The sequence below is a fragment of the Chryseobacterium sp. UF-290 genome, assembly GCF_058245615.1.
Map to the genome: position 1 here is coordinate 61,399 of NZ_JBSICB010000013.1, position 22,653 is coordinate 84,051.

24 protein-coding genes are annotated in these 22,653 nt (G+C 38.6%); 1 reads left to right on the forward strand and 23 read right to left on the reverse strand.

Annotation, left to right across the window (positions count from 1 at the left end):
• Positions 1 to 9 precede the first annotated feature (9 nt).
• The 19 genes from AC4IF5_RS15200 to AC4IF5_RS15290 all read right to left on the reverse strand — a co-directional run bounded on the left by AC4IF5_RS15200 (position 10) and on the right by AC4IF5_RS15290 (position 17,926).
• Positions 10 to 513, reverse strand: coding sequence for a DUF4280 domain-containing protein (locus AC4IF5_RS15200; RefSeq protein WP_490735935.1), 504 nt, complete (start codon positions 511 to 513; stop codon positions 10 to 12).
• A gap of 39 nt (positions 514 to 552) precedes the next feature.
• The gene (locus AC4IF5_RS15205; RefSeq protein WP_490735937.1) at positions 553 to 1,632 is read right to left on the reverse strand and encodes a hypothetical protein; all 1,080 of its coding nucleotides are present in this window, start codon (positions 1,630 to 1,632) and stop codon (positions 553 to 555) included.
• A gap of 148 nt (positions 1,633 to 1,780) precedes the next feature.
• Positions 1,781 to 3,160 carry an NADH-quinone oxidoreductase subunit N gene (locus AC4IF5_RS15210; protein ID WP_490735939.1) on the reverse strand — a complete coding sequence of 460 codons (1,380 nt, stop codon included), beginning with the start codon at positions 3,158 to 3,160 and terminating at the stop codon, positions 1,781 to 1,783.
• A gap of 153 nt (positions 3,161 to 3,313) precedes the next feature.
• Positions 3,314 to 4,807 carry a complex I subunit 4 family protein gene (locus AC4IF5_RS15215; protein ID WP_490735941.1) on the reverse strand — a complete coding sequence of 498 codons (1,494 nt, stop codon included), beginning with the start codon at positions 4,805 to 4,807 and terminating at the stop codon, positions 3,314 to 3,316.
• Between the two features lie 2 nt (positions 4,808 to 4,809).
• Positions 4,810 to 6,723: an NADH-quinone oxidoreductase subunit L gene (gene nuoL / locus AC4IF5_RS15220; protein ID WP_490735943.1), complete on the reverse strand. Its 1,914-nt coding sequence runs from the start codon at positions 6,721 to 6,723 to the stop codon at positions 4,810 to 4,812.
• Positions 6,724 to 6,725: 2 nt separating this feature from the next.
• Complete coding sequence (nuoK, locus tag AC4IF5_RS15225; protein ID WP_490735945.1) at positions 6,726 to 7,055, reverse strand: NADH-quinone oxidoreductase subunit NuoK; 330 nt, start codon at positions 7,053 to 7,055, stop codon at positions 6,726 to 6,728.
• Between the two features lie 4 nt (positions 7,056 to 7,059).
• A complete protein-coding gene (locus AC4IF5_RS15230; RefSeq protein ID WP_490735947.1) occupies positions 7,060 to 7,557 on the reverse strand; it encodes an NADH-quinone oxidoreductase subunit J family protein in 498 nt (165 codons plus the stop codon).
• Entirely contained in the window at positions 7,557 to 8,114 is a 558-nt protein-coding gene (locus AC4IF5_RS15235) for a NuoI/complex I 23 kDa subunit family protein (RefSeq protein WP_490735949.1), read from the reverse strand. The genes AC4IF5_RS15230 and AC4IF5_RS15235 overlap by 1 nt, the downstream gene beginning before the upstream one ends.
• A gap of 124 nt (positions 8,115 to 8,238) precedes the next feature.
• On the reverse strand, positions 8,239 to 9,303 hold the full coding sequence (nuoH, locus tag AC4IF5_RS15240) for an NADH-quinone oxidoreductase subunit NuoH (RefSeq protein ID WP_490735951.1): 1,065 nt from the start codon (positions 9,301 to 9,303) through the stop codon (positions 8,239 to 8,241).
• 92 nt (positions 9,304 to 9,395) lie between these two features.
• A complete protein-coding gene (locus tag AC4IF5_RS15245) occupies positions 9,396 to 10,394 on the reverse strand; it encodes an NADH-quinone oxidoreductase subunit G (protein WP_490735953.1) in 999 nt (332 codons plus the stop codon).
• 37 nt (positions 10,395 to 10,431) lie between these two features.
• A complete protein-coding gene (locus tag AC4IF5_RS15250; RefSeq protein WP_490736010.1) occupies positions 10,432 to 11,229 on the reverse strand; it encodes a hypothetical protein in 798 nt (265 codons plus the stop codon).
• A 99-nt stretch (positions 11,230 to 11,328) separates the two neighbouring features.
• A complete protein-coding gene (nuoF, locus tag AC4IF5_RS15255; protein ID WP_490735955.1) occupies positions 11,329 to 12,687 on the reverse strand; it encodes an NADH-quinone oxidoreductase subunit NuoF in 1,359 nt (452 codons plus the stop codon).
• Between the two features lie 105 nt (positions 12,688 to 12,792).
• Positions 12,793 to 13,302 carry an NADH-quinone oxidoreductase subunit NuoE family protein gene (locus AC4IF5_RS15260; RefSeq protein WP_122546191.1) on the reverse strand — a complete coding sequence of 170 codons (510 nt, stop codon included), beginning with the start codon at positions 13,300 to 13,302 and terminating at the stop codon, positions 12,793 to 12,795.
• Positions 13,303 to 13,428: 126 nt separating this feature from the next.
• Positions 13,429 to 14,652 carry an NADH dehydrogenase (quinone) subunit D gene (gene nuoD, locus AC4IF5_RS15265; RefSeq protein ID WP_123275679.1) on the reverse strand — a complete coding sequence of 408 codons (1,224 nt, stop codon included), beginning with the start codon at positions 14,650 to 14,652 and terminating at the stop codon, positions 13,429 to 13,431.
• Between the two features lie 62 nt (positions 14,653 to 14,714).
• A complete protein-coding gene (locus AC4IF5_RS15270; RefSeq protein ID WP_490735958.1) occupies positions 14,715 to 15,209 on the reverse strand; it encodes an NADH-quinone oxidoreductase subunit C in 495 nt (164 codons plus the stop codon).
• Positions 15,210 to 15,215: 6 nt separating this feature from the next.
• The gene (locus AC4IF5_RS15275; protein ID WP_002983540.1) at positions 15,216 to 15,776 is read right to left on the reverse strand and encodes an NADH-quinone oxidoreductase subunit B; all 561 of its coding nucleotides are present in this window, start codon (positions 15,774 to 15,776) and stop codon (positions 15,216 to 15,218) included.
• Between the two features lie 101 nt (positions 15,777 to 15,877).
• A complete protein-coding gene (locus tag AC4IF5_RS15280; protein WP_034693436.1) occupies positions 15,878 to 16,249 on the reverse strand; it encodes an NADH-quinone oxidoreductase subunit A in 372 nt (123 codons plus the stop codon).
• 122 nt (positions 16,250 to 16,371) lie between these two features.
• On the reverse strand, positions 16,372 to 16,548 hold the full coding sequence (locus AC4IF5_RS15285; RefSeq protein ID WP_490735962.1) for a hypothetical protein: 177 nt from the start codon (positions 16,546 to 16,548) through the stop codon (positions 16,372 to 16,374).
• Positions 16,549 to 16,792: 244 nt separating this feature from the next.
• Positions 16,793 to 17,926 carry a GNAT family N-acetyltransferase gene (locus tag AC4IF5_RS15290; protein WP_490735964.1) on the reverse strand — a complete coding sequence of 378 codons (1,134 nt, stop codon included), beginning with the start codon at positions 17,924 to 17,926 and terminating at the stop codon, positions 16,793 to 16,795.
• Positions 17,927 to 18,031: 105 nt separating this feature from the next.
• Here AC4IF5_RS15290 and AC4IF5_RS15295 point away from each other — a divergent pair, with 105 nt between their 5' ends.
• Positions 18,032 to 18,742 carry a zinc metallopeptidase gene (locus AC4IF5_RS15295; RefSeq protein WP_490735966.1) on the forward strand — a complete coding sequence of 237 codons (711 nt, stop codon included), beginning with the start codon at positions 18,032 to 18,034 and terminating at the stop codon, positions 18,740 to 18,742.
• On the opposite strand, the gene AC4IF5_RS15300 is transcribed toward AC4IF5_RS15295, so the two are convergent.
• From AC4IF5_RS15300 to AC4IF5_RS15315, 4 genes are all read right to left on the reverse strand, one after another.
• Positions 18,739 to 19,344: an IMPACT family protein gene (locus AC4IF5_RS15300; RefSeq protein ID WP_490735968.1), complete on the reverse strand. Its 606-nt coding sequence runs from the start codon at positions 19,342 to 19,344 to the stop codon at positions 18,739 to 18,741. The two genes, AC4IF5_RS15295 and AC4IF5_RS15300, sit on opposite strands and share 4 nt — an antisense overlap.
• A 120-nt stretch (positions 19,345 to 19,464) precedes the next feature.
• A complete protein-coding gene (locus tag AC4IF5_RS15305) occupies positions 19,465 to 19,647 on the reverse strand; it encodes a bacteriocin-like protein (RefSeq protein WP_490735970.1) in 183 nt (60 codons plus the stop codon).
• Between the two features lie 62 nt (positions 19,648 to 19,709).
• On the reverse strand, positions 19,710 to 20,735 hold the full coding sequence (ribD, locus tag AC4IF5_RS15310; RefSeq protein WP_490735972.1) for a bifunctional diaminohydroxyphosphoribosylaminopyrimidine deaminase/5-amino-6-(5-phosphoribosylamino)uracil reductase RibD: 1,026 nt from the start codon (positions 20,733 to 20,735) through the stop codon (positions 19,710 to 19,712).
• Between the two features lie 63 nt (positions 20,736 to 20,798).
• The gene (locus AC4IF5_RS15315; protein ID WP_490735974.1) at positions 20,799 to 22,601 is read right to left on the reverse strand and encodes a DUF349 domain-containing protein; all 1,803 of its coding nucleotides are present in this window, start codon (positions 22,599 to 22,601) and stop codon (positions 20,799 to 20,801) included.
• Positions 22,602 to 22,653 lie beyond the last annotated feature (52 nt).

A 22,653-nucleotide genomic window follows, 5' to 3' on the forward strand; every position in this document is an offset into this window, starting at 1 on the left:
AGTTTATGGTTAATAGGCGTCCACTTCATGGTCTTCTGCTTCCTTCTGAAATTCTTTAAAATCTATAAAAGGATTGATATGATGCTGTTCCTGTGGATCTGCATTTTTTACGTTCTGTTTACTCATAGCCGCAGTCTGCCCGTGTTCCATAATGGTGATCTTTCCACCTGTGGAGCACATGAGCTCTGAAATTTCTGTGACACAGCTTTTACCCATTATTTTTACTTTTTCATAGGTTTTTTGCCATTTTCCTGCAGGGGCATAGGCGCAGGGAAGATATCCGCCGGATGAAGGTTTCAGTTTGCATTTTCCGAAACTTGGTCCCTGAGGATTAAATTGCAGGTCATCTTCAGTGACAGCCAGATAATCAGCCTGTCCCTCTTCATTATTCCAGTAATGTTTCTGATGGGAAGTTACTTTAAACTGTGGAAACAGGTCTCCCTGATTACATTGAGCTTTTCCTTTCTGTATGACGAAATGTTTTCCGTCATGTGGTGATGCGGATTCGGACATATTTTGCGTTTTTGTTGGTGTTGTTTCAAAGATACTAATTTATTTTAATTGCTTTTCCATCATAAAAACATCCTTTTCTGTCACATCACTGATCTGAAGTTCAAAATTACCTGTGATCTTTTGAATCACCAGATCAGCCCGGTTAAAAATATATTCAGCATCGTGCTGACATGTAACCGAATGATCATTGAAAGGAGTTGGTTCATGATATTTATAGCTTCTATCATAAAGCTGATTGAGATTGCGATAATCACAGCAGCTGCCACTTTGAGTAATTTTCAGAACTTCACTGTCATTATTCTGATCTTTCGGGAAAATCCGGTTACGAAGTTCAAAACGGATGGGGGAGGCATTGGACAGCCATGGGATAAACTCATGATAGATTTCGGAATCTGTCCAGTCTTTATATTTTGCCCTGTAAAAAGAACCAAAAAGAAACTGTACCGGCAGCAGATGTCTGATACTTCTCAGCATATGATCCTGATCTTCTGCTTTCTCTTTCAGCTGATCAATATAGGAAGCAGAAAGGTCATCTGTGAAATATGTTTTCAATGCTTCCAATTCATTTTTGATAACAGTTTCCGAATGATGGAGCTTCACCCCTGTAAGTCTTCCAGTTTTGTCTATTCTGATCTCCACAGGAAACAGGATGGCTGCACAGGCTTTGGCGAGGCTGGAAACTTTACTGTCTGATTCCATTCCGTCCTTACCGGACCCAAATATCCGCATAGAAAAAAAGTGATCATCTTTTTCAGCTCTCAGATATTTCAACTCAGTTTGGTAAAGATAATTTGTCTGTATTTTATCATCCTGGTACTTCTGGTGTTTTATAGTATAGGTTCCACTCAATAAAGGAATCTGATACCTGATTTTTCCCTGTGGCGGATGGTAATATAAGCTGTCGCCGTTTTCGTTGATTTCTTTGTTTAGCTTATTGATTTCATCTCCAAAGGGAATGAAAAGGAGTGTTCCTGGTTTCAGCTTTACCGGCTCTGTAAGCCGGTCGTATACAGGACAGTATTTATTGTGAAATTCTTTGATATAGATAGGATTTTCCACTTTCAGATCAGAAGCAATTTTTTCCAAAGTATCGCCCGGAAGTGTCATATAGGTAATCATGTGATAGGTGTTTAATGATTAAAAGATCACGATTATAGTTTTACGATATTGAGATCTGTTTCTCCGGGTGTAATTTATAAAAAATCCCACAAAAAAAAACCTTTCAGTTATCTGAAAGGTTTTTTGTAATCTATTTTTAATATACACTCTATAATCCGAACACTCTTGCGAACAGATCCGGGAAGATTCCCAGGATGATAATCACTGCAATCACAACTACCGCAATGATGTTGTAAGTAAGCGTTACTTTCTCTGATGATTTGAATGTTGATTCTTTAAAGAAGAACATGGCGATGATCAGCCTTAAATAGTAAGCGATAGATAGGGCAGAGCCTAATACAGCTACCAATACTAAGAAGGCGGCACCATTCATAGCCTGGGAGAATAAAGCAAATTTTCCCATGAAGCCGGCAGTTAGCGGAACTCCTGCCATAGAAAGCATAGAGATCGTAGCTGCTGTTGCTAATAGAGGTTCTGTTTTTGCCAATCCTTTGAATGCTCCGAAAGATGTTTCTCTCTTTAATTTTTCTACCCAGATCAGGCACATGAAAACCCCTACTGTAGATAATGAGTAAGCAAATAAATAAAATGCCAGGTTATAAGTAGAAAGGCTTGTCATTCCGAAAAATACCAATCCGATGTATCCTGCGTGGGAAACAGAAGAGTATGCCAGCATTCTTTTGGCATTGGTCTGAGCTAGCCCCATCACGTTGGCCAAAAGTAATGTGATGATCAGGAATACTCCTAAAACATTGATCCATTCATGAGTAACACCCGCGAAACCGATCGTCATCAGTCTGAATAAAGCGAAGAATCCGGAGATCTTTACCACACTGGCCATGAAAGCCGTGATCAATGAAGGAGAGCCTGCATATACATCCGGGCTCCACATGTGGAAAGGTGCTAACGCCACTTTGAATGCCAATGCACAAAGGATCAGTAATACTCCTAAGATGAACATTACATTTCCGGTGTTGGCTACTCCAAAGTCATGGATTTTATAAAGGTCAAAGCTTCCTGCACTTCCGTAAATGAATGCAATACCGAACAGCAGGAAACCTGTTGCAAATGCACCCATTAAGAAATACTTGATCGAGGCTTCGTTTGATCTTAGATCAGTTTTGTTGGCACCCGCCATTACATAGAGTGGAATAGAAAGGATCTCAACCCCTAAGAACATCGTTACCAGGTTTTGGTATCCGAAAAGGATGATTCCACCACATAATGCAAATAGCATCAATGCATATAATTCTGACTGGTGGCTTCTGTGATTGCTGAACGCAAAACCTCCCAGGAAGAATAACAATAATGTTGTTACGATTGATATTTTAGTGAATAATGCTGTATTGGCACTGTATTCATACATATGCTTATAATGGTCGAAGAACGCACATTCAGGCATAAAACTTACGTACAATGCGATGATTAATCCCAAAATCCCAATGTATCTTGCGAATTTCCCTTGTTCAAAAACTCCCGAAAATAACGCAATAACTGCCGTTAGGAAAACAATAATTAAAACACTCATAATATAGATTTGAGATGTGAGATCTGAAGTTTAAAGTTCTAAGTTTGAGGGTTAAAGTTCAAGACACTATGGTCTTCTGTCTCTAATTCCTGTCTCCTGTCTTTTACTCTTCTCTAATCTCTTAATTTTTTAATTTTTAAATCTTTTAATTTTTTAGTTAGCCATCGCTGTGTAGATAAACTTCACTGAATTACTCACCATATCGATTACCGGTTGTGGGAAAATACCAAGTAAGATCACAAAAACCGCTAAACTTGCCAGTACGGAAAATTCTACTCCTGATAAATCTTTTGCTGTACTCAGGACTGCCGCATCTCCCTCTCCGAACATTGCTTTTCCGTAGAATCTCAATAAGTACACCGCACAAAGAATTACCGTAAGACCGGCAATTACTGCTGCTGTTCCGTTGAAGTCGTATACTGATTTCAACAAAATAAATTCTCCGATGAATCCATTGGTTAATGGAACTCCCATTGAACCTAATATAATGATCAGGAACAACACCGCAAACTTAGGGGCTACTTTTGCCAAACCTCCCATTTGTCTGATGTCTCTTGATTTAAATCGCTTGTATAAAATATCACAGCAGTAGAATAATCCTACAACGTTGATACCATGGGCGAAAGTCTGTACCAAAGCTCCTTCAGCTCCTTCTATATTGAAAGTTCCTCTTAAAGTAATTACAGCGGAAGCGAAGATCCCTGCTACCATCAATCCTACGTGAGAGAAAGATGAATAAGCAATAATTCTCTTCATATCCGTCTGGATGATAGCGATCAATGCTCCATGTACAATTCCTACGATCGCAAGAATGATCACGATCTGTCCTGAAATTCCTGCAATCGGAAGCGGAGTGATCGGAAGCAAATAACGCATTACACCATATACTGCCATCTTAAGCATGATCCCTGATAATAACATTGATCCTTGAGTAGGAGAGTAGGTATAGGTGTCAGGCTGCCACGTATGGAAAGGGAATACCGGTAATTTCACTGCAAAGGCAAAGAAAATAAACCAGAACACCACAATCTGCTGTGTTTCGTTCAGTTGTGCGTTGTATAGATCCGTTAAGGCGAATGATGCTGAGTGGTTGTACACATAGATCAGCCCGGCCAGCATAAATAATGATCCAACGAATGTATATACGAAGAATTTCGTAGTGAATTCAAACCTTTTATTTTCTTGTCCCCAAAGTCCGGCGATAAACCAAATTGGAATCAATGTTACTTCCCAGAAAATGTAAAATAATAATCCGTCTAAAGAAGTGAACACGCCCACAAGTCCGAACTGCATCAGCAGGATCAAACCATAGAATGTATTTCTGTAGCTTACATTTTCATTGAAAGAAGATAAAATGATGATTGGCGCCAGAATGTTGGTCAGCAATAATAAAAGCATGCTCATCCCATCGATACCGAAGTGAAGCGAGCTTTTCATAAATTGTGACCAGGGATAATTAATCTCATGCTGCAATACGCTGTCTACAGTCGGAGTAAAATCAAAATCCGAAAGTACATAGAACGTAAGAAGCATTTGTATCAATGCGATTCCCAGTGCCAAATATTTGCTGGAATTACTCTTCCATGCAAAAACTAATCCCGAACCTACTAGAGGTAAAAGTAATAATGTTAATAATAAACAAGACATTATTATTGTAATAAAAAGTTAACAATTAATATAATTCCCACAGCTAAAGACATGATAAGAATATACGTCTCTACATTTCCGTTTTGTACACGCTTCATAGCTTTTCCGCTGTCTTCAGCGCCATCCCCTACAAAGTTTACAAAACGGTCTAAGATACCCTTATCAAACATTTTTCCTCCGCGTCCTAATCCTTCAACAGTTTTTACAATCAATGCGTTGTAAAGTTCGTCTACATATAATTTCTTAGCAGAAAGCTTTTCCCATCCGGTATAGTTTTCTTCTGCAACAGCCATCTTTTTCTTTTTCACATACGTGTTTCTGACGATGAACCATACAGAGAAGAACATAAGTATTGTAGCTGCTAATAAGATCATTTCAGTATTGAAAGGTACTCCTGAAAGAGTTGCCTCCATTTGGCTGTAGCTTTGTTCCGTAAGAACAGGCTTTAGCCATTCCATCAGTTTTGCATAATGCCCGTGACCGATGAAGTGTGGCAGGTTAATGAAACCTCCGATTACAGAAAGGATTGCCAATACAATCAATGGTAATGTCATATTTGACGGGCTTTCATGTAAGTGATGCTTTTGCTCTTCAGTACCTCTGAATTCTCCGTGGAATGTCAGGTAGTACAGTCTGAACATATACGTTGCAGTCATTGCCGCCAAAACAAATAAGATCACCCAATAAATAGGATTTTTAGCGAAAGCTGCCACTAAAATTTCATCTTTAGAGATCATTCCTGAAAGTAAAGGGAAACCTGAAATTGCCAATGTTCCGATAAGGAATGTAGAGTGGGTAAGGGGAATATATTTTTTAAGACCTCCCATAAAACGCATATCCTGCTCGTTGCTCATCGCATGGATTACAGAACCAGCACCTAAGAATAATAACGCTTTAAAGAAAGCATGTGTCATTACGTGGAACATCGCTGTTGTATACGCTCCAAGACCTAAAGCAATGAACATAAATCCAAGCTGTGAAACGGTAGAGTATGCCAATACTTTTTTGATGTCGTTCTGACGAAGTGCATAGAATCCTGCTAAAGCTGCAGTTAAGAATCCGATGAATAAAATTCCTCCCTGTACAGTAGGTGCCAAAGTAAATAAGAAGTTTGATCTTACTACCAAATAGATACCTGCTGTAACCATCGTTGCTGCGTGAATCAATGCAGAAACAGGAGTAGGTCCCGCCATCGCATCCGGTAACCATGTATAGAGTGGAACCTGAGCCGATTTACCGGTAGCACCGATGAATAAACTCGCTGTGATAAAGATAATCACGGTTCCGTCCAATTCAAATTTTGAAGCATTTTCCGCTACTGAAAGGTAATCTACCGCATTGGTCTGAGCAGCGATCATAAAGATCCCGATCAGTAATGCAAGGTCACCAATTCTGTTCATAATGAAAGCTTTTCTTGCCGCTTTACCGTACTCTTCGTTGGTATACCAGAATCCGATCAACAGGTAAGAACAAAGACCTACGCCTTCCCATCCGATGAATAGGATAAGGTAGTTGCTTCCCATTACTAAAAGTAACATGGAGAAGATGAAAAGATTCAGGTAAGTAAAGAACTTATAGAATCCTTTATCATGACTCATATATCCGATAGAGTATAAGTGGATCAGTGAACCGATACCGGTGATGATCATGACCATCATTAATGAAAGCTGATCGATCTGGAATCCGAAATTGATCTGAACTCCGTTTACTGTGAACCATTCAAAAGCTTTTACGATTACAGGCTGGCTTTCAGAATTGAAATTCATGAAAAGACTTACAGCGATACAGAAAGATCCGAAAACCACTGCTGTTGCCAAAGATCCAACCAATATTTTTGGAAGATTTTTCCCGAATAAACCGTTAATAAGAAACCCTAAAAGTGGTAAAAGTACTATTGCATATACTAAATTTTCCATTCTTATCCTCTTAATTTATTAAATATACTAACATCTACAGAACGGGTATTTCTATACAGCATAGCAATAATTGCCAGACCCACCGCTACTTCAGCAGCAGCAACCACCATAATGAAGAACACTAAAAGCTGTCCGTCCCCGTTGCCTTTGTATGCTGAGAAAGCAGCTAATAAAAGGTTTACAGAATTAAGCATAAGCTCTACACAGCCCAGCATTACAATAGCATTTTTTCTAAGCAATACTCCCATCACTCCCAAACAGAACAATACTGATGAAAGGATAATGAAGTAGTCCAAAGGGATGCTTTGTATAAATGTATTTACTTCTCCCATAATTTTATAAATCTTTTTTACCGATTAATACCGCACCTACAATACCTGCCAAAATAAGGATGGAAGCAAGCTCAAACGGTAAAACATATTCATTGAATAAAAGTCTACCCAGATTTTTAGTAAGACCAACCCCTTTGTCTACGTTCTCTACTACAACGTGATTTTCTCTTACTCCTCTGAATACTCCTAACACCCCAACTAAAAGAAGACCTGCAGTAAAAACTCCAACAAATTTTAAAGTATTACCTTTCTTACTTTCGTCTCCTTTATTAAGGTTAAGCATCATCAGGATGTAAAGGAAAAGTACCATAATGGCACCTGCGTACACTATAATCTGGATAATTGCAAGGAACTGTGCATTCAAAAGGATGTACATTCCGGCAATTGAAAACATCGTAACAATTAATGACAAGATAGCATATAAAGGATTTTTTGCAAATACAAAATAAACCGCACTTGCCACTGCTAAAAACGCCACCAAGAAAAATAAAAACTGATCCATTATTTTACCGCATTTTTTTGTTTCTCGGATTGTCTTGTTGTGATATCAATCCTTTCATTTATTTTTTCAACTAGTTTATCTTTTCCATAGATGAAAGAACCTCTGTTGGTTTCCACATCCACCAGTCTGTCTGTAAGGTAGATCGCAGATTTAGGACAAGCTTCTTCACACATACCGCAGAAGATACATCTCAGCATATTGATTTCATATACTGAAGCATATTTCTCTTCTCTGTAAAGATGCCTTTCTTCCTTTGTTCTTTCAGCAGAAGTCATTGTAATAGCTTCTGCAGGACAAGCTACCGCACAAAGTCCGCAAGCTGTACATCTTTCTCTGCCTTCTTCGTCTCTTTTCAAAACGTGCTGACCTCTCCAGATGGTAGCTCTTGGTTTCTGTACTTCCGGATATGAATATACTGCGGGAGCACCTTTTATCACGGTTCTTACAGCATGCTTAAATGTAATCCCCATTCCTGTAAAAATTGCAGGTAAGTAGATCTTTTCAGCAAGGGTCATTTCTTTATTGGAAACAACTTTTGATCTGTTTGTAAGTTTCATTTAATTATAGATATTAGATGTTAGACGCCAGATTTTAGACTAATCTTGTCTGTTATCTTAATTTTTAATATTCAATATTCACACAAACCTAACAGGTTTTTAAAACCTGTTAGGTTTAGATAATTTAATTTCCAAACGCTAAAATTACAGCTCCTGTAATTAATAGGTTTACTAATGCCATTGGGATCAGAGTTTTCCATCCTAAGTGCATTAACTGGTCATATCTGAATCTTGGAAGTGTCCATCTGATCCACATGAAGATCAGAATTCCGATTACTGTCTTAGTTAAGAATGCTACGATACTCAGGATACCGGCGGTATTTTCACCCCAGTTCTGAGTAACCCATTCAATACCGGGATAGTTGTAACCTCCAAAGAAAAGAACGACCATGAAAGCATTGGAGATAAACATATTTACATATTCCCCGAACATATACAATCCCAGCTTCATGGAAGAGTACTCTGTAGAATATCCTGTTACCAATTCAGATTCACATTCAGGTAAATCGAAAGGGTGTCTGTTGGTTTCTGCTAACGCTGCTACGAAGAAAACAAGGAAAGCGACCGGCTGGTAGAAAATATTCCAGTTCAAACCGGAAACCCAGGGAATTACTCCCCATAATTTTCCAGTAGTCTGGCTTTCAGTAATTTCTTTTAAATCCAAACTTCCAGACATCATAATGATAGAAAGAAGCGCTAATCCCATTGCCAATTCATAAGAGATCATCTGAGAAGAAGCACGGATAGCACCCAGTAATGAATATTTATTGTTCGAAGCCCATCCTCCGATCATGATTCCGTAAACTCCAATCGAGGCCATTCCAATGATGAAAAGTACACCAACATCAATGTTGGCAACCTGAAGATCAAAAGAGGTACCTGCAATATTTAAACTTCTACCCCAAGGAATGACAGCTCCTGTGATCAATGAAATAAACATTACCAAAGAAGGTCCCAATACGAAAAGGAATTTTTCTGCATTGGCCGGGGTAAAGTCTTCTTTAAAGAAAAACTTTCCTCCGTCAGCAAGAGGCTGCAGCAATCCGAAAGGTCCGGCTCTGTTAGGACCAATTCTATCCTGCATGATAGAGGCAACTTTTCTTTCTGCCCAGGTAGAGTAGGCTGCAATCGTCAGCGATAGCAGGAAAAGTGCTAGTACAAGTATAAGTTTAAATGTAAGTAAATCCATTTTTATTTTTATAGATGTTAGATATTAGAGGTTTGAAGGTGAAAGCGATAACTTACAATTTTCAAATTAACTCATTATCAAATTCTCAAATTTTATTTTTCGTCTTTTTCACTGATTTCTTTAGCCATCGGATTGTCTAAAACTCTTAGCTCGTCTTTAGGCTTTTCGTAGTGGTTCAATGAAATTACAGAGTGTCTGTCGATATGCCTAGGACCTTCGATATTCCAGTCAGACAGTCCTTTTCTTTCGAAACGACAGGTATCACAGATGAACTCCTCAACTTCTCCCCATTGGTCTTTTCTTGCAGTTACTCTTACAATTTCATCACCTTTCATCCATACTACTGCTTTTCCGGAGCATTTGTCACATTTACATGAAGCGTTCATTGGTTTTGTAAACCATACTCTGCTGGCAAAACGGGCTGTTCTGTCTGTCAATGCTCCTACAGGGCAAACGTCGATAACGTTTCCTATGAAGTCATTGTCTAAAGCTTTATTTAAATAGGTGGAAATTTCAGCGTGATCTCCTCTGAAAAGAATACCATGTTCTCTTTGACCTGTCAGCTGGTTCGCTGCTAATACACATCTTGCACAAAGAATACAACGGTTCATGTTCAATTTGATGTGCGGTCCAAGATCATCAGCTTCGTAAGTATTTCTTTCGAATTCTGTTCTTGTATTTTCCACACCATGCTCATAGCCTAAATCCTGAAGATGACATTCTCCTGCCTGGTCACAGATAGGGCAGTCCAGCGGGTGGTTTACCAACAAGAACTCGGTAACCGCTTTTCTTCCTTCCTGAGCTTTCTCAGAAGTAAGGTTCTTTACTTCCATACCGTCCATTACATTGGTTCTGCAGCTGGCCACTAGTTTCGGCATAGGACGTGGATCTGCTTCTGATCCTTTAGAAACTTCTACAAGACAAGTTCTACATCTCCCTCCGCTGGTCTCCAATTTGCTGTAATAGCACATTGCAGGAGGTACAGATTTTCCACCGATTTGTCTGGCAGCTTCCAAAATAGAAGTACCAGGCAAAACTTCAGTAGTCTGTCCGTCTATAGTTATTTTGAATTTTTTAACCTCTTCGCTCATATTCTATGCTTTTTCGCTTATGCTTTTAAGCGGTATTTTAATTATACTTTTTTGTATTAAATGTATATCCAATTCCAAAATTGAACTGTGCATACACAAAATCCTGTGAAGCTTTATCAGGCTTGTTGTTCAATGTCGTTTTAATATCAGGCATATTGATATATCCTAATTTCCCTTCTGCCTGAACAACAATGTGTCTTATCGCCACCAGACTTATTGCAGCTCTTATATCAGCTCCAAAACCAGCCAAATGAAACCTGTCACTTCTTTCATTTCCCATCAGCTGAACATTGGACTTGGGTAATAATGCTCCAACACCCCCTCCATAACTCAAGAAAAGATCAAAATTCCTTTTATCCCAAACATTATGGTATTTCTGGGCTCCAATATTAATATAGTTCAGCCCGTCAGTGTGCTCAAATGTCAGGAACCTTGCATCACTAAGATCAATTTTTCCATTCTGTATCATAGAAGCATATTCAGGATTGTCAATATATCCTTTAAAATCTACCGACTGATTCTGATCCATCACATATTTCATATGATCCATCCCGAGTGTAATCCCAAAATTATCCTTAATAAAATAAGTAATTCTGTAATTTACCTGAGGGATTGTAATATTCCCGGGATTAAAATATACCCCCCACTCAAATTTTGTCTGCCTGTCATGGGCAGCAACGTTATTGAGTTGAAAATCATATCCGTCTCCTTTGAAACGAATGTCAGATTTTGAATATACTGCATTATTCCATCCCCAGAAAGCCATAACAGATCCTTTTTTAAATGGATTCACCACTTTTTCCCGTAAGGATTCTTCTACTCTGTGGTTTGCCATATCCACCAGTGGGCTCTCTTTCATTAAAGTATCACTTTTAGCTTGTTGAGCTAAAACAAAATTCGACATCATTAAGCCGACAACCAATAATTTTTTCATCTATGCATTCTTTTCTACAGCCGGTATAGGATCCGCGTAGTTTGCTAATCCATAGTTTTGTGTCAAGCACAATTCTGGGTTTTTTACGTGCCACTCAAATTCATCCCTGAAGTGACGGATCGCTGCTGCAACCGGCCAAGCTGCTGCATCACCCAATGGACAGATCGTGTTTCCTTCGATTTTTCTCTGGATATCCCAAAGAAGATCGATGTCTTCCATTTTACCCTGTCCGTTTTCTATTTTCTTTAAAATTTTATACATCCATCCTGTACCTTCACGGCAAGGAGTACACTGACCACAGCTTTCATGATTATAGAATCTTGCTAAAGTCATCGTGTGTTCTACGATACACTGATCTTCATCCAAAACGATGAAACCTCCTGAACCCATCATCGTTCCGGTAGCAAACCCACCATCTGCCAATGATTCATAGTTCATGTATCTAGGCTCTCCGTTTACTGTTCTCAGCAACAGATTAGCCGGAACAATCGGAACAGAGCTTCCTCCGGGAATACAGGCTTTTAATCTTTTCCCGTCTTTAATACCACCGCAATATTCATCAGAATAGATGAATTCTTCTACAGTGATGGTCATATCGATTTCGTATACACCCGGTTTGTTGATATTTCCACAAGCGGAGATCAGTTTTGTCCCTGTAGATCTTCCAACTCCTATCTTGGCATACTCAGCACCTGTTATATCAATGATCGGAACTATCGCAGCAATAGATTCAACGTTGTTGACCACGGTTGGTCTCTCCCAAAGACCTTTTACTGCCGGGAATGGCGGTTTTAATCTTGGGTTACCTCTCTTTCCTTCAAGAGATTCAAGCAATGCAGTTTCTTCACCGCAGATATATGCTCCACCTCCTCTCTGTACATAGATTTCCAGATCGAAACCTGTTCCTAAAATATTTTTACCTAAAAATCCGGCTGCTTTGGCCTCTTCAATAGCTTCTTCCAAAATATCAGGAATCCATGAATATTCTCCACGGATGTAGATATAAGAAGTATTGGAACCTAAGCAGTAAGAAGAAATCAGCATTCCTTCGATCAATAAATGAGGAAGGAACTCCATCAGATATCTGTCCTTGAATGTTCCTGGCTCAGATTCATCGGCATTTACCACAAGGTGTCTTGGAACGCCTTCCGGTTTTGCCAGAAAGCTCCATTTCATCCCTGTTGGGAATCCTGCTCCACCACGTCCTCTCAATCCTGAAGCTTTTACTTCTTCAAGAATTTCGTCAGGAGTCATCTTCAAGGCTTTTTCGGCTGCTGTGTAACCTCCCTGCTTACGGTAGGTTTCAAAGTAGCGGATACCTTCTATATGTGCGTCTTTAAGTAAAAGTTTTTTACTCATTGTTTATTATGCTTTTAGCTATGGGCTTATCGCTTTTAGCTCTTTTATAATTATTTTAAAAATTAACTGACCTTAAAATCCAAAATCCGGAATTTAAAATCATGATTAGTCTAAAGCAACTTGTCCCTGTCTGCAAAGATCAAGGATTTCATCCACTTTTTCTATCGTTAAATTTTCATGAAAGAATTTTCCAAGCTGCATCATTGGGGCATATCCGCATGCTCCAAGACATTCAGCGGGCTTTAATGTGAACATACCGTCTTCCGTAGTTTCTCCATCCTTAATGTTCAGCTTGGTTCTGATATGGTTAAGGATTTTTTCGCTTCCACAAACCATACAAGGTCCTGTTCTGCAAACTTCCAAAACATATTTACCTACCGGCTTCATATTAAACATCGTATAGAATGTAGCCACTTCATATACTTCGATCGGTTTGATACTTAATAGTCCGGCAACATAATCCATCACAGGAACATCTAACCATCCTCCGAATTCTTTCTGTGCTAAGTGAAGTACAGGAAGAAGAGCAGATTTCTGTCTTCCTTCTGGGTATCTTGCGATAATTTTATGTACCTGTGCTAAACTTTCCGGTTTAAAAGCTATTGTTTCGCTCATTTTTTATCTAAGATTAAAGAGTAAAGAACAAAGAAAAAGATTCTAAAGTCCGTTATTCTAAATTCGTTTTATATTGGGTTGAAGAAAGTCTTTTATCTTTCTTCTATTATCTTTTAGTCTAATGTATTATGCGTCTAATTCTCCCGCAATAATATTCATGCTGCACATCGTTACAATGGCATCTGAAATTACAGAGCCTGTAATCATTTCAGGATATGCCTGATAGTAAATGAAACATGGCCTTCTGAAGTGAAGCCTGTAAGGGCTTCTTCCCCCGTCACTCACAAGATAGAATCCTAATTCTCCGTTTCCTCCTTCTACAGCATGGTAAACTTCTCCTTTCGGTACGTCGGTTTCTCCCATTACAATTTTGAAGTGGTAGATCAAAGCTTCCATTTTCTGATATACATCCGCCTTTTCAGGAAGGTAGAAATCAGGAACATCCGCATGGAACGGTCCTTCCGGAAGATTTTCGTATGCTTGTTTGATAATTTTGATAGATTCCCAGATTTCCTGTTGACGAACCATGAAGCGGTCGTATGTATCTCCTGAAGTTCCTACAGGAATAATAAAGTCGAAGTCCTGGTATGAAGAATAGGGTTGTGCAACTCTCACATCGTAATCTACACCTGCTGCACGTAAGTTCGGACCTGTAAAACCGTAGCTTAATGCTCTCTCGGCAGAAATAGCTCCTGTACCGATGGTTCTGTCCATGAAAATTCTGTTTCTTTCCAGTAATGTACAGAATTCTTTAAATCTTGGTGGGAAAGTCTTTAAGAAATCCTTGATCAGCTCATGGAACTTGGGAGTGAAATCTCTTTCAAATCCTCCGATTCTTCCCATATTGGTAGTCATCCTTGCTCCGCAGATCTGCTCATACATATCATAAATACGTTCTCTTTCGATGAACATATAGGTAAGACCTGTAATCGCTCCTGAGTCCATTCCGGTCACCCCGTTACAGATCAGGTGGTCTCCGATTCTGGCAAGCTCCATCAGGATAACGCGCATATAGTCTACACGCTTTGGAACTTCAACGCCGATCAGCTTCTCAACTGTCATATGCCAACCCAAATTGTTGATCGGTGCAGAACAGTAATTCATACGGTCAGTAAGGGTAGTGATCTGAGCATAGTTTCTTCTTTCAGAAATTTTCTCAAATGCTCTGTGGATATATCCTACTGTTTGCTCAGCGTGAAGGATTCTTTCTCCGTCCATCGTTAAGATATTCTGGAAAATCCCGTGGGTAGCAGGGTGGGTAGGTCCTAAATTGAGGGTGTATAGTTGTCCGTCAATCTGTTCCTTACTTTCGTACTGGTTGAGTATATTAGATAATGAGTTATCTTTCATAATGATTGCTTTTAGCTATTTGCTTCTGGCTATTGGCTGGCTGCCATTGGCCATTCGCTTTTTTATCTTCCGAACATGCTATCGTTCTTGTCGGTTCTGGTTCCGTCTTCAAGGCGATACTCCTTCAACATCGGGTGGTATCCAAGATCTTCCATATTCAAAATAGGTCTCAGATCCGGATGTCCTTTAAATTTGATCCCATAGAAATCATATGTTTCCCTTTCCATCCAGTTGGCCCCGGCATACAGATCTGTAAGAGAATCTACTTCAATGTTTTCTCTGGACATGAAGATCTTCAGACGTAACCTGAAATTGGCCATCATATTATGCAAATGATATACAACTCCTATTTCCTTTTCCGGGAACTCAGGATAATGAATTCCGCAAACATCGGTAAGGAAGTTGAATTCCAGTGATGAATCCTTAAGATAATGAATGATCTTCTTGATATCTTCTTTCTTCACCTCAATCGTCAGCATTCCATACGGTTCTGAACTTGAAATGACAGATTCCGGAAATTCTCTGGTGATTGCTTCTAATACAAATTCGTTTGTCATTTCCGTTTAGTTGCTTATGTTGTAAGAATCTAATAATTTCTGATATTCAGGCATATCTCTTCTTCTGATGCTTTCGCTTTCTGCAAGAGCCTGTACCTGCATTACTCCTTCAATGATCTGTTCAGGTCTTGGAGGACATCCGGGAACATAAACATCCACCGGAATAATTTTATCAATTCCCTGAAGTACGGAATATGTATCAAAAATACCACCGCTGGAAGCACAGGCTCCAACTGCTACCACCCATTTCGGCTCAGCCATCTGAGTGTAAACTTCCTTAAGGACCGGTCCTAGTTTCTTTGATATAGTTCCGCAAACCATCAGCATATCCGCTTGTCTTGGAGAGAAAGAGTTTCTTTCCATACCAAATCTTGAAGCATCATAAGTCGGGTTCAGGGTAGCCATAAACTCGATACCACAACAAGAGGTTGCAAATGGCAATGGCCAAAGTGAAAACTTTCTTGCCATCCCGATTACACTGCTCAGTTTTGTTGCGAAAAACCCTTCTCCTTCATAGCCTTCGGGAGCAGGTGCATCTGTTCTTATTACTGGTTTTTTATCTGACATTTTTAGTAAATATTTAAAGATTAAAATATTTAAAGATTAAAAAATAATGCCTTCACAATCTTTAAATTACTTAAATAAATTCAATCTTTTAATGTTAAAATTTATTTATCCCAATCTAGTGCCCCCCGTTTCCAAACATAGAAAAACGCTACGAAGAAGATCGCAACGAATGTAAGCACAGCCAGGAATCCTTCCATGCCGAATTCTCTGAAGTTTACCGCATAAGGATAAAAGAATACGATTTCAATATCGAATAGTACGAACAATACCGCAGTCAGGAAGTATTTGATAGAAAACGGTGTTCTAGCATTTCCTTCTACAGGAACCCCACATTCCCAGCTCTGGTTTTTCACAGAATTTCCTTTTTTCTGTTGTGGACCCAAGAAATGTGCTCCAAGCAAAGAAACAGCGACAAATCCTACTGCTACACCTGCCTGGATAAGGATTGGAATATAACTTTCAGGTAAATTCATTTTTGCATTATTATCTCAATTTGCAAATTTAGCGAATAAACAAGAAAGCATGAAATTTATCAGCTTAAAAGTCGACTGAAAATAAAGAAAAAAGGCAATTTAGAATCAATAAAAATAACGGATTATTTCTTCATTTTTTTGAGGAGAGAGTACGCCATAAATGAAATATATCCAAAAAGAATACTTGCAAAAAGAATATTGATCACAGTATTTGTTCTGTCATCAGGAGATTGAAAGAATAGGTTGTAAACGATAAATCCTGCAATTAAAATGGCAAAAATAATAAGCTGTGGTTTCATAGCGTAAAGATAGGGAATTTATAGGTTGCAGGCAGCGGATAAGCAGGTAATAGCTTTTTCGAATTTCGGGGATGGGATTCTCAGCGATAAAATAAAAAAAGTTAAGATTAAAGTTCAAAGTTGTGGACTATTTTAATAAGCCGATGTCAATAATTCATTGCTATTTGTTTGTCTTTATTCTTTTCTCTTTTCTCTTTGTTCTTAATATTATTAATACTTTTTACATTGTACAAAGAACAACCCATTACTTATCATTTATCACTAATGAATAGGTTCTTCTTCTCTTGTGGTTCACCGGATTGTAGTCCTGCCATAGTAGCTGAACACTTTTGTTTTCCTCTAGTTCAGGGTTGGTTTCCAGATATTTCACGCCTTTTTTTCTGAATATTTTCCAGATTTCTTTGAAAATAATTGAAGTGACTCCTCTTCTTTGATAATCAGGATGAATTCCAATCAGATAAAAGTTGGCCCTGTCGTTTTTCTTTCCGGCTCTTAAGAAATGCCACCAGCCAAATGGAAGAAGTTTTCCTTTCGACTTTTGTAAGGCTTTTGAGTAAGACGGCATTGTGATGGCAAAAGCAACCAGCTGATCGGACTCATCTGCAACACATACGATATAATCCTTATCAATGAGTTTAAAATACTTCTCTTTATAGGTTTTTCGCTGTTCATCAGAAATAGGAGTGTAGGTGGAAAGATGTTTGTAAGTTTCATCCAGAAGATCAAACATCGGATCAACGTATTGTAAAATTTCTTCTTTGGTTTTGAAATTTAAAACTTTAAGATGATATTTTTGTGAAATTAACTCGTTAAATTTATGTATTTTATCGGGTAGGGTTTCGGGGAAAACCAGTTCAAATTCTACCCATTCTTTTTCCTTGGTTAGTCCCAATCTTTCAAGATGCTGAGGGTAATATTCATGGTTATAAATTCCAATCATGGTCGCCAGCTTATCAAAGCCTTTGGTAAGCATTCCTGCTTTATCAAGATTGGTGAATCCCATAGGACCTTCAATTTTATCAATATTTTTTTCTTGGGCATAATCGATAGCTTTTTGGATTAATGCCCTGGAAACTTCTTCATCATCGATAAAGTCTATCCATCCGAAACGTACTTTTCTGATCCCCAGTTCTTTTTCTTCCTTATGGTTGATAAGAACTGCGATTCTCCCCACGATCCTGTCATTTTTATAAGCCAGATACTGCTTTGCTTCAGAGTATTGAAGTGCGGGATTTTCATCAGCATTCCATATGTTGATTTCGTCATTGATAAAGGATGGAACGTAGTACGGGCTGTTTTTGTACAGATCCATCGGAAATCTTACAAACTGCTTGAGCTGGCTGGCTGTTTTTACTTCAATAATTGAAACTGTTGACATGTGTTTTGAGCGTAATTTGAGGACAAATATAAATAATAAAATCGTATACTTTGGCACAGTTTTTATATCATTATGAGTAAAAATTGAACACAAAATCTATATAAAATGACGGGTTATTATATCATTATTGGTATTTCGATGCTGGTGAGCTGGTGGGTTTCATCCAGGTTGAAATCGAAATTTGAATATTATTCCAATGTGCATCTCCGAAATGGACTTTCGGGAAAAGAAATAGCGGAAAAAATGTTGAGAGATAACGGGATCAATGATGTTCAGGTAATATCAGTTCCCGGGCAGTTGACGGACCACTATAATCCGGCAGATAAAACAGTAAATCTCTCTGAAGGGGTTTACATGCAGAGAAATGCAGCAGCAGCGGCTGTGGCGGCCCATGAATGCGGGCATGCCGTACAGCATGCGGTAGGATATTCAATGTTGAATTTACGTTCAAAGCTGGTTCCTATTGTTAATATAAGTTCCAATCTGATGCAGTTTGTCCTTATAGCGGGTATCGCTGTCATGGCAGCATCAAGAACCATTGAAAATCCCAATGGAAATACAACGGTTCTGGCGATTGGAGTGGCGATGTTTGCCATGACAACTCTTTTTGCCTTTGTAACATTACCTGTAGAGTATGATGCGAGCAACAGAGCGATGAAATGGCTTAAAGATACCGGTACTGTGACTTCTGAAGAATTTGTTGGGGTGCAGGATAGTCTGAAATGGGCGGCAAGAACTTACGTTGTAGCAGCTTTAGGATCGCTGGCTCAGCTTCTTTACTGGGCTTCCCTGCTTCTTGGAAGTAGAAGGGATTAATCTTTAAATTCAAATGAAACATATTGCATCTCGGAGAGTTTTTCCGAGATGTTTTCTTTTTGTATCAGCTTTAAAGAAGCTGTTAAAATGCAGTTTTCATTGGCGTCGAAATTCAGGACTTTAGCATCAAATTTTGAAAGCAGGGTAAAGATGGTATTCTGTTGGTTGAAATTGAACCGGATCTCAATTTGTGTTTCCAGTTCTCTTGTGATGATATTGGCTTCTTCCAAAGTGATCTTTGCAGATTCCTTATAGGTTTTTACCAACCCTGAAACCCCAAGCTTAGTTCCTCCGTAATATCGTACCACAATGACCAGGACATTGGTAATTTCATTTGCCAGCAACTGATTGTAAATCGGTAATCCTGCACTGCCTGAAGGCTCACCGTCATCATTTGCCCTGTAATTTTTCCCATTCAAGCCCATTCTGAAAGCATAGCAGTGGTGGGTTGCTTTGGGATGTTCCTCTCTTATTTTTTCCAATGCATTTTTCAGTTCATTTTCATTATTGACCGGATAGGCAAATCCGATGAACTTGCTTCCTTTCTCTTTTAATAAAATGTTTTCTATAGGCTTTTCAATGGTTTTATATTCAAACGTCATTCTGTATTCCGGCTTTATTTATGCAAAAATATTAAATGCTTCAGGATTCTGCATCATTATTATAAAGTAAGCCGCCAAAATTTTGACGGCTTCTGTATTTTCTGAACTTATGATAAGCTCTTAGATATCTGCTCCACACAGATCCATCGGGATCAGGCACATATAGCTTGTCGGGCCACAAAAATCCTGAGGACAGTGATCTCTGCATCTTGTTGGCAGTCCGTTAGGCAGCGTACATGTTACAAAACCGCCACCTTTGATCATTTTCAAATGGTCTCTGGATACTTTTTTCAAATTTTTCATAGTAATTTTTTTGTCATTACTAATGTAAAAATATTATTTCATTTTGCGGTGATAAAGTGTACTTATTTTAACTTGAAATATGAAATTGAATTGTCTCTGTAGGTTTCTGTTTTATCTGCTGTATGATTAAATTCTGGAGCTTTAGTTCCGCTTTCCAATTGCAGGTTTTCATTTTTGATAACAATGGCTTCATCCCAAAGACCGGCATCAATGAATTGCTGAAGCGTACAACTTCCTCCTTCAATAATAACAGATTGTATTTGTTCTTTATATAAAGCTTCCATTAATTCCGCTAGAAAATTTTCTTTTTTGATCTTAATGAATTGGATATGGCCTTCTGTTTTTTCTTTAATGGAGTTTAAAACCAAAGTTTTTGCCTCATTATTATATATTTTGAAGTGTTGCGGAACTTTAAGGTCAAAATCAATGAGTATTCTTACCGGATTGGTTCCTTCCGTATTTCTGACAGTTAAACCTGGATTGTCATTTAAAGCAGTCCGGGTGCCCACTAAAATAGCATGCTCATCAGCTCTTAATTGATGGACAAACTGATTCACTAAAGTATTTGATATGGCTGTCGGTTTAAAGTCTTTATCTAAAAATCCATCGCTGGATTCCGCCCATTTTAAGATAATGTAAGGCCTTTTCTTTTCGTGATACGTGAAAAACCTTTTATTGAGATGGATACATTCGTTTTCCAGAACTCCTGAAATGGCCTCGATTCCGGCGTCCTGAATGATCTTTTTCCCTTTACCATTGACTTTATCATGGGAATCCATTGCGCCAATCACTACTTTTCTGAATCCTAATTCTTTAATCTTTAAAGCGCAGGGTGGGGTTTTTCCATAATGAGCACATGGTTCCAGAGAAACATAAATGGTCGATTCAGGGATCAGCTCTTTATTTTTCACGGAATGGATGGCATTGATCTCAGCGTGGTTTTCTCCTGCTTTATGATGGTATCCTTCACCGATGATTTCTCCGTTGTGTACGATTACGCTTCCAACAAGAGGATTGGGATAGGTTTTGCCTAATGCCTTTTGAGCCAGTTCGATACATCTTTTGATGTATAATTCATCGTTGTTCATATCTGTAAAAAGAAAAAGCGAAGACAAATTGCTTTGCTCCGCCTTTATGTATTATGTTAGGATTTATTCTCCGGCAATAATATTGTGGAGATTTTGCTTTAATGTTTCCAGATGAGCTTTCTTTTCATCAATAGTATTGTAAGTATCTCTTAACAGAGGATTTTCTCTTGATGGTTTGTTGAAGAAAGAAAGGTTGTTTTCCAGTTTCACGATTTCAGCTTCAAGATCGGAAATTTGGTTTTTGATTTTTCTGGCTTTGTCGGTAAGCTGATTTTCAGACAGACCTTCTTCTTTCAGCTCAAGCTCGTTGATCTTATTGATCTTTAATTTCTCTCTTAAAGTCTTGTTGAATTCAGAATTGATGGAGATCTTATCTCTTGGAACTTTACCAATGTTGTTCCATGATGTTTTGATTTGCTCGATCTTTTCAATGCTTCCTTCATCATTGGATACCATTTTGAGCTCGTCAAGAAGCGCTTTCTTGTTCTTATAGTTTTCTTTCCAGTTATCGGTGGAAGTATTGCTCTTTTCTCTGTAATTATTAAAGAAAGCGTTACATGCGTCACGGAATTCATCCCAGATCTTATTGGTCATGCTCTTTGGAACGTGTCCGATCTTTTTCCAGTCTTCCTGCAGCTTTTTAAATAATGGAACAGCGATGTCCCATTCTTCATTGTTCATATTGTCCTGGGCAGTCTGGATGAGCTTTAATTTTTCTTCCAGGTTAGCCTGTTGAGAACCTTTTAACGATTTATAATAATTGTTTTTTGTTGTATTGAATCCTCTCAGGGTTGTTTTGAAATCGTTCCAGTTTTGGTTGGAAAGTTTTCTGGGTACGCTTCCTGTTTTTAAGAAATCAGAGCGCAGATCCTCCACTCTTCTGATCGCATTTTGCCAGTAATTATGGTTAGGCGTTTCAGCAGGCTCAGAAAGTTTTTTGATCTCAGCGATGATTTCATTCTTCTTTTCAAGATTCACATTCTGCTCTTTTTCGATAGAAGCAGAAAGTTCGGATTTTCTTTCGTGAATTTTATTGGAGATCTCTTTGAATTCTTCCCATGTTTTTTCACGGAATTCTTCTGCTACAGGCTCAGCTTCTTCTTTCCAAAGCTTATGAAGGTACTGAAGCTCGTTCAGGGCTTTCTGGATCACCGGTTCATTTTCCAGTTCCTTGGCACGGGCAATGATGTGTTGTCTTTTTTCTAAGTTGTGGCTGTATTCCTGCTCCAGGAATTCTTTATTCAGATCCAGCATCTGATAGAATTGATTCAGGTGGTGGAAGTAGTTGTTGTTAAGAATTTTGAATTCAGATTTGGCAACCTGCCCCACTTTTGACCAGTCTTCTTTGATCTCACGGATCGTTTTAAAAAGATTGGTTCCCGGCTCAGAATTGGTATACAGATTTTTAAGTCTTTCAATAATGCTCTGACGATGCTCCAGATTCTTTTTCTGCTCTTCTTCCTGACCTTTCTGGAAGTCATCATGCTTTTCTCTGAAAATATTGACCAAAGCTGAATATTTAGCCTGTAAAGGATGCTCATAACTGAAGTTTTCAGGGGCATTTCCTGCTTCTACATATTCGTGCTTTTTGTCTTCCACTTCATCATGGATGTAATGACTTGCTTTTTCCTTAAGCTGGTTGAATCTTTTAAAATTCTCACCGGCGTTGGGAGTGTTGATGATTTTTTCCATTTCCTTTAAAGCATCAGCCAGAGAAATTTCAACTTCTTCGTGCTCCTCCAGATGTTCTGCGTCATCTTCATGTGGGACGGGATCATGAGAAACTGGGTTTTCTGATGTTTCCTGCGATACTTCGTTAGAATTTTTCTTTTCTTCGTTTTCAGAAAGATTGTTTTCTGTAGTCATAGCAAATCTTTTATGTGAGTGGCGTTAATATCCTTTAAATATAGCTGTAAGG

Excerpts from the sequence above, each read along its gene's own strand:
- AC4IF5_RS15200 (WP_490735935.1), bottom strand. The coding sequence starts at position 513 with ATGTCCGAATCCGCATCACCACATGACGGAAAACATTTCGTCATACAG.
- AC4IF5_RS15205 (WP_490735937.1), bottom strand. The coding sequence starts at position 1,632 with ATGATTACCTATATGACACTTCCGGGCGATACTTTGGAAAAAATTGCT.
- AC4IF5_RS15210 (WP_490735939.1), bottom strand. The coding sequence starts at position 3,160 with ATGAGTGTTTTAATTATTGTTTTCCTAACGGCAGTTATTGCGTTATTT.
- AC4IF5_RS15215 (WP_490735941.1), bottom strand. The coding sequence starts at position 4,807 with ATGTCTTGTTTATTATTAACATTATTACTTTTACCTCTAGTAGGTTCG.
- nuoL (WP_490735943.1), bottom strand. The coding sequence starts at position 6,723 with ATGGAAAATTTAGTATATGCAATAGTACTTTTACCACTTTTAGGGTTT.
- nuoK (WP_490735945.1), bottom strand. The coding sequence starts at position 7,055 with ATGGGAGAAGTAAATACATTTATACAAAGCATCCCTTTGGACTACTTC.
- AC4IF5_RS15230 (WP_490735947.1), bottom strand. The coding sequence starts at position 7,557 with ATGGATCAGTTTTTATTTTTCTTGGTGGCGTTTTTAGCAGTGGCAAGT.
- AC4IF5_RS15235 (WP_490735949.1), bottom strand. The coding sequence starts at position 8,114 with ATGAAACTTACAAACAGATCAAAAGTTGTTTCCAATAAAGAAATGACC.
- nuoH (WP_490735951.1), bottom strand. The coding sequence starts at position 9,303 with ATGGATTTACTTACATTTAAACTTATACTTGTACTAGCACTTTTCCTG.
- AC4IF5_RS15245 (WP_490735953.1), bottom strand. The coding sequence starts at position 10,394 with ATGAGCGAAGAGGTTAAAAAATTCAAAATAACTATAGACGGACAGACT.
- AC4IF5_RS15250 (WP_490736010.1), bottom strand. The coding sequence starts at position 11,229 with ATGGCAAACCACAGAGTAGAAGAATCCTTACGGGAAAAAGTGGTGAAT.
- nuoF (WP_490735955.1), bottom strand. The coding sequence starts at position 12,687 with ATGAGTAAAAAACTTTTACTTAAAGACGCACATATAGAAGGTATCCGC.
- AC4IF5_RS15260 (WP_122546191.1), bottom strand. The coding sequence starts at position 13,302 with ATGAGCGAAACAATAGCTTTTAAACCGGAAAGTTTAGCACAGGTACAT.
- nuoD (WP_123275679.1), bottom strand. The coding sequence starts at position 14,652 with ATGAAAGATAACTCATTATCTAATATACTCAACCAGTACGAAAGTAAG.
- AC4IF5_RS15270 (WP_490735958.1), bottom strand. The coding sequence starts at position 15,209 with ATGACAAACGAATTTGTATTAGAAGCAATCACCAGAGAATTTCCGGAA.
- AC4IF5_RS15275 (WP_002983540.1), bottom strand. The coding sequence starts at position 15,776 with ATGTCAGATAAAAAACCAGTAATAAGAACAGATGCACCTGCTCCCGAA.
- AC4IF5_RS15280 (WP_034693436.1), bottom strand. The coding sequence starts at position 16,249 with ATGAATTTACCTGAAAGTTATATTCCAATCCTTATCCAGGCAGGTGTA.
- AC4IF5_RS15285 (WP_490735962.1), bottom strand. The coding sequence starts at position 16,548 with ATGAAACCACAGCTTATTATTTTTGCCATTTTAATTGCAGGATTTATC.
- AC4IF5_RS15290 (WP_490735964.1), bottom strand. The coding sequence starts at position 17,926 with ATGTCAACAGTTTCAATTATTGAAGTAAAAACAGCCAGCCAGCTCAAG.
- AC4IF5_RS15295 (WP_490735966.1), top strand. The coding sequence starts at position 18,032 with ATGACGGGTTATTATATCATTATTGGTATTTCGATGCTGGTGAGCTGG.
- AC4IF5_RS15300 (WP_490735968.1), bottom strand. The coding sequence starts at position 19,344 with ATGACGTTTGAATATAAAACCATTGAAAAGCCTATAGAAAACATTTTA.
- AC4IF5_RS15305 (WP_490735970.1), bottom strand. The coding sequence starts at position 19,647 with ATGAAAAATTTGAAAAAAGTATCCAGAGACCATTTGAAAATGATCAAA.
- ribD (WP_490735972.1), bottom strand. The coding sequence starts at position 20,735 with ATGAACAACGATGAATTATACATCAAAAGATGTATCGAACTGGCTCAA.
- AC4IF5_RS15315 (WP_490735974.1), bottom strand. The coding sequence starts at position 22,601 with ATGACTACAGAAAACAATCTTTCTGAAAACGAAGAAAAGAAAAATTCT.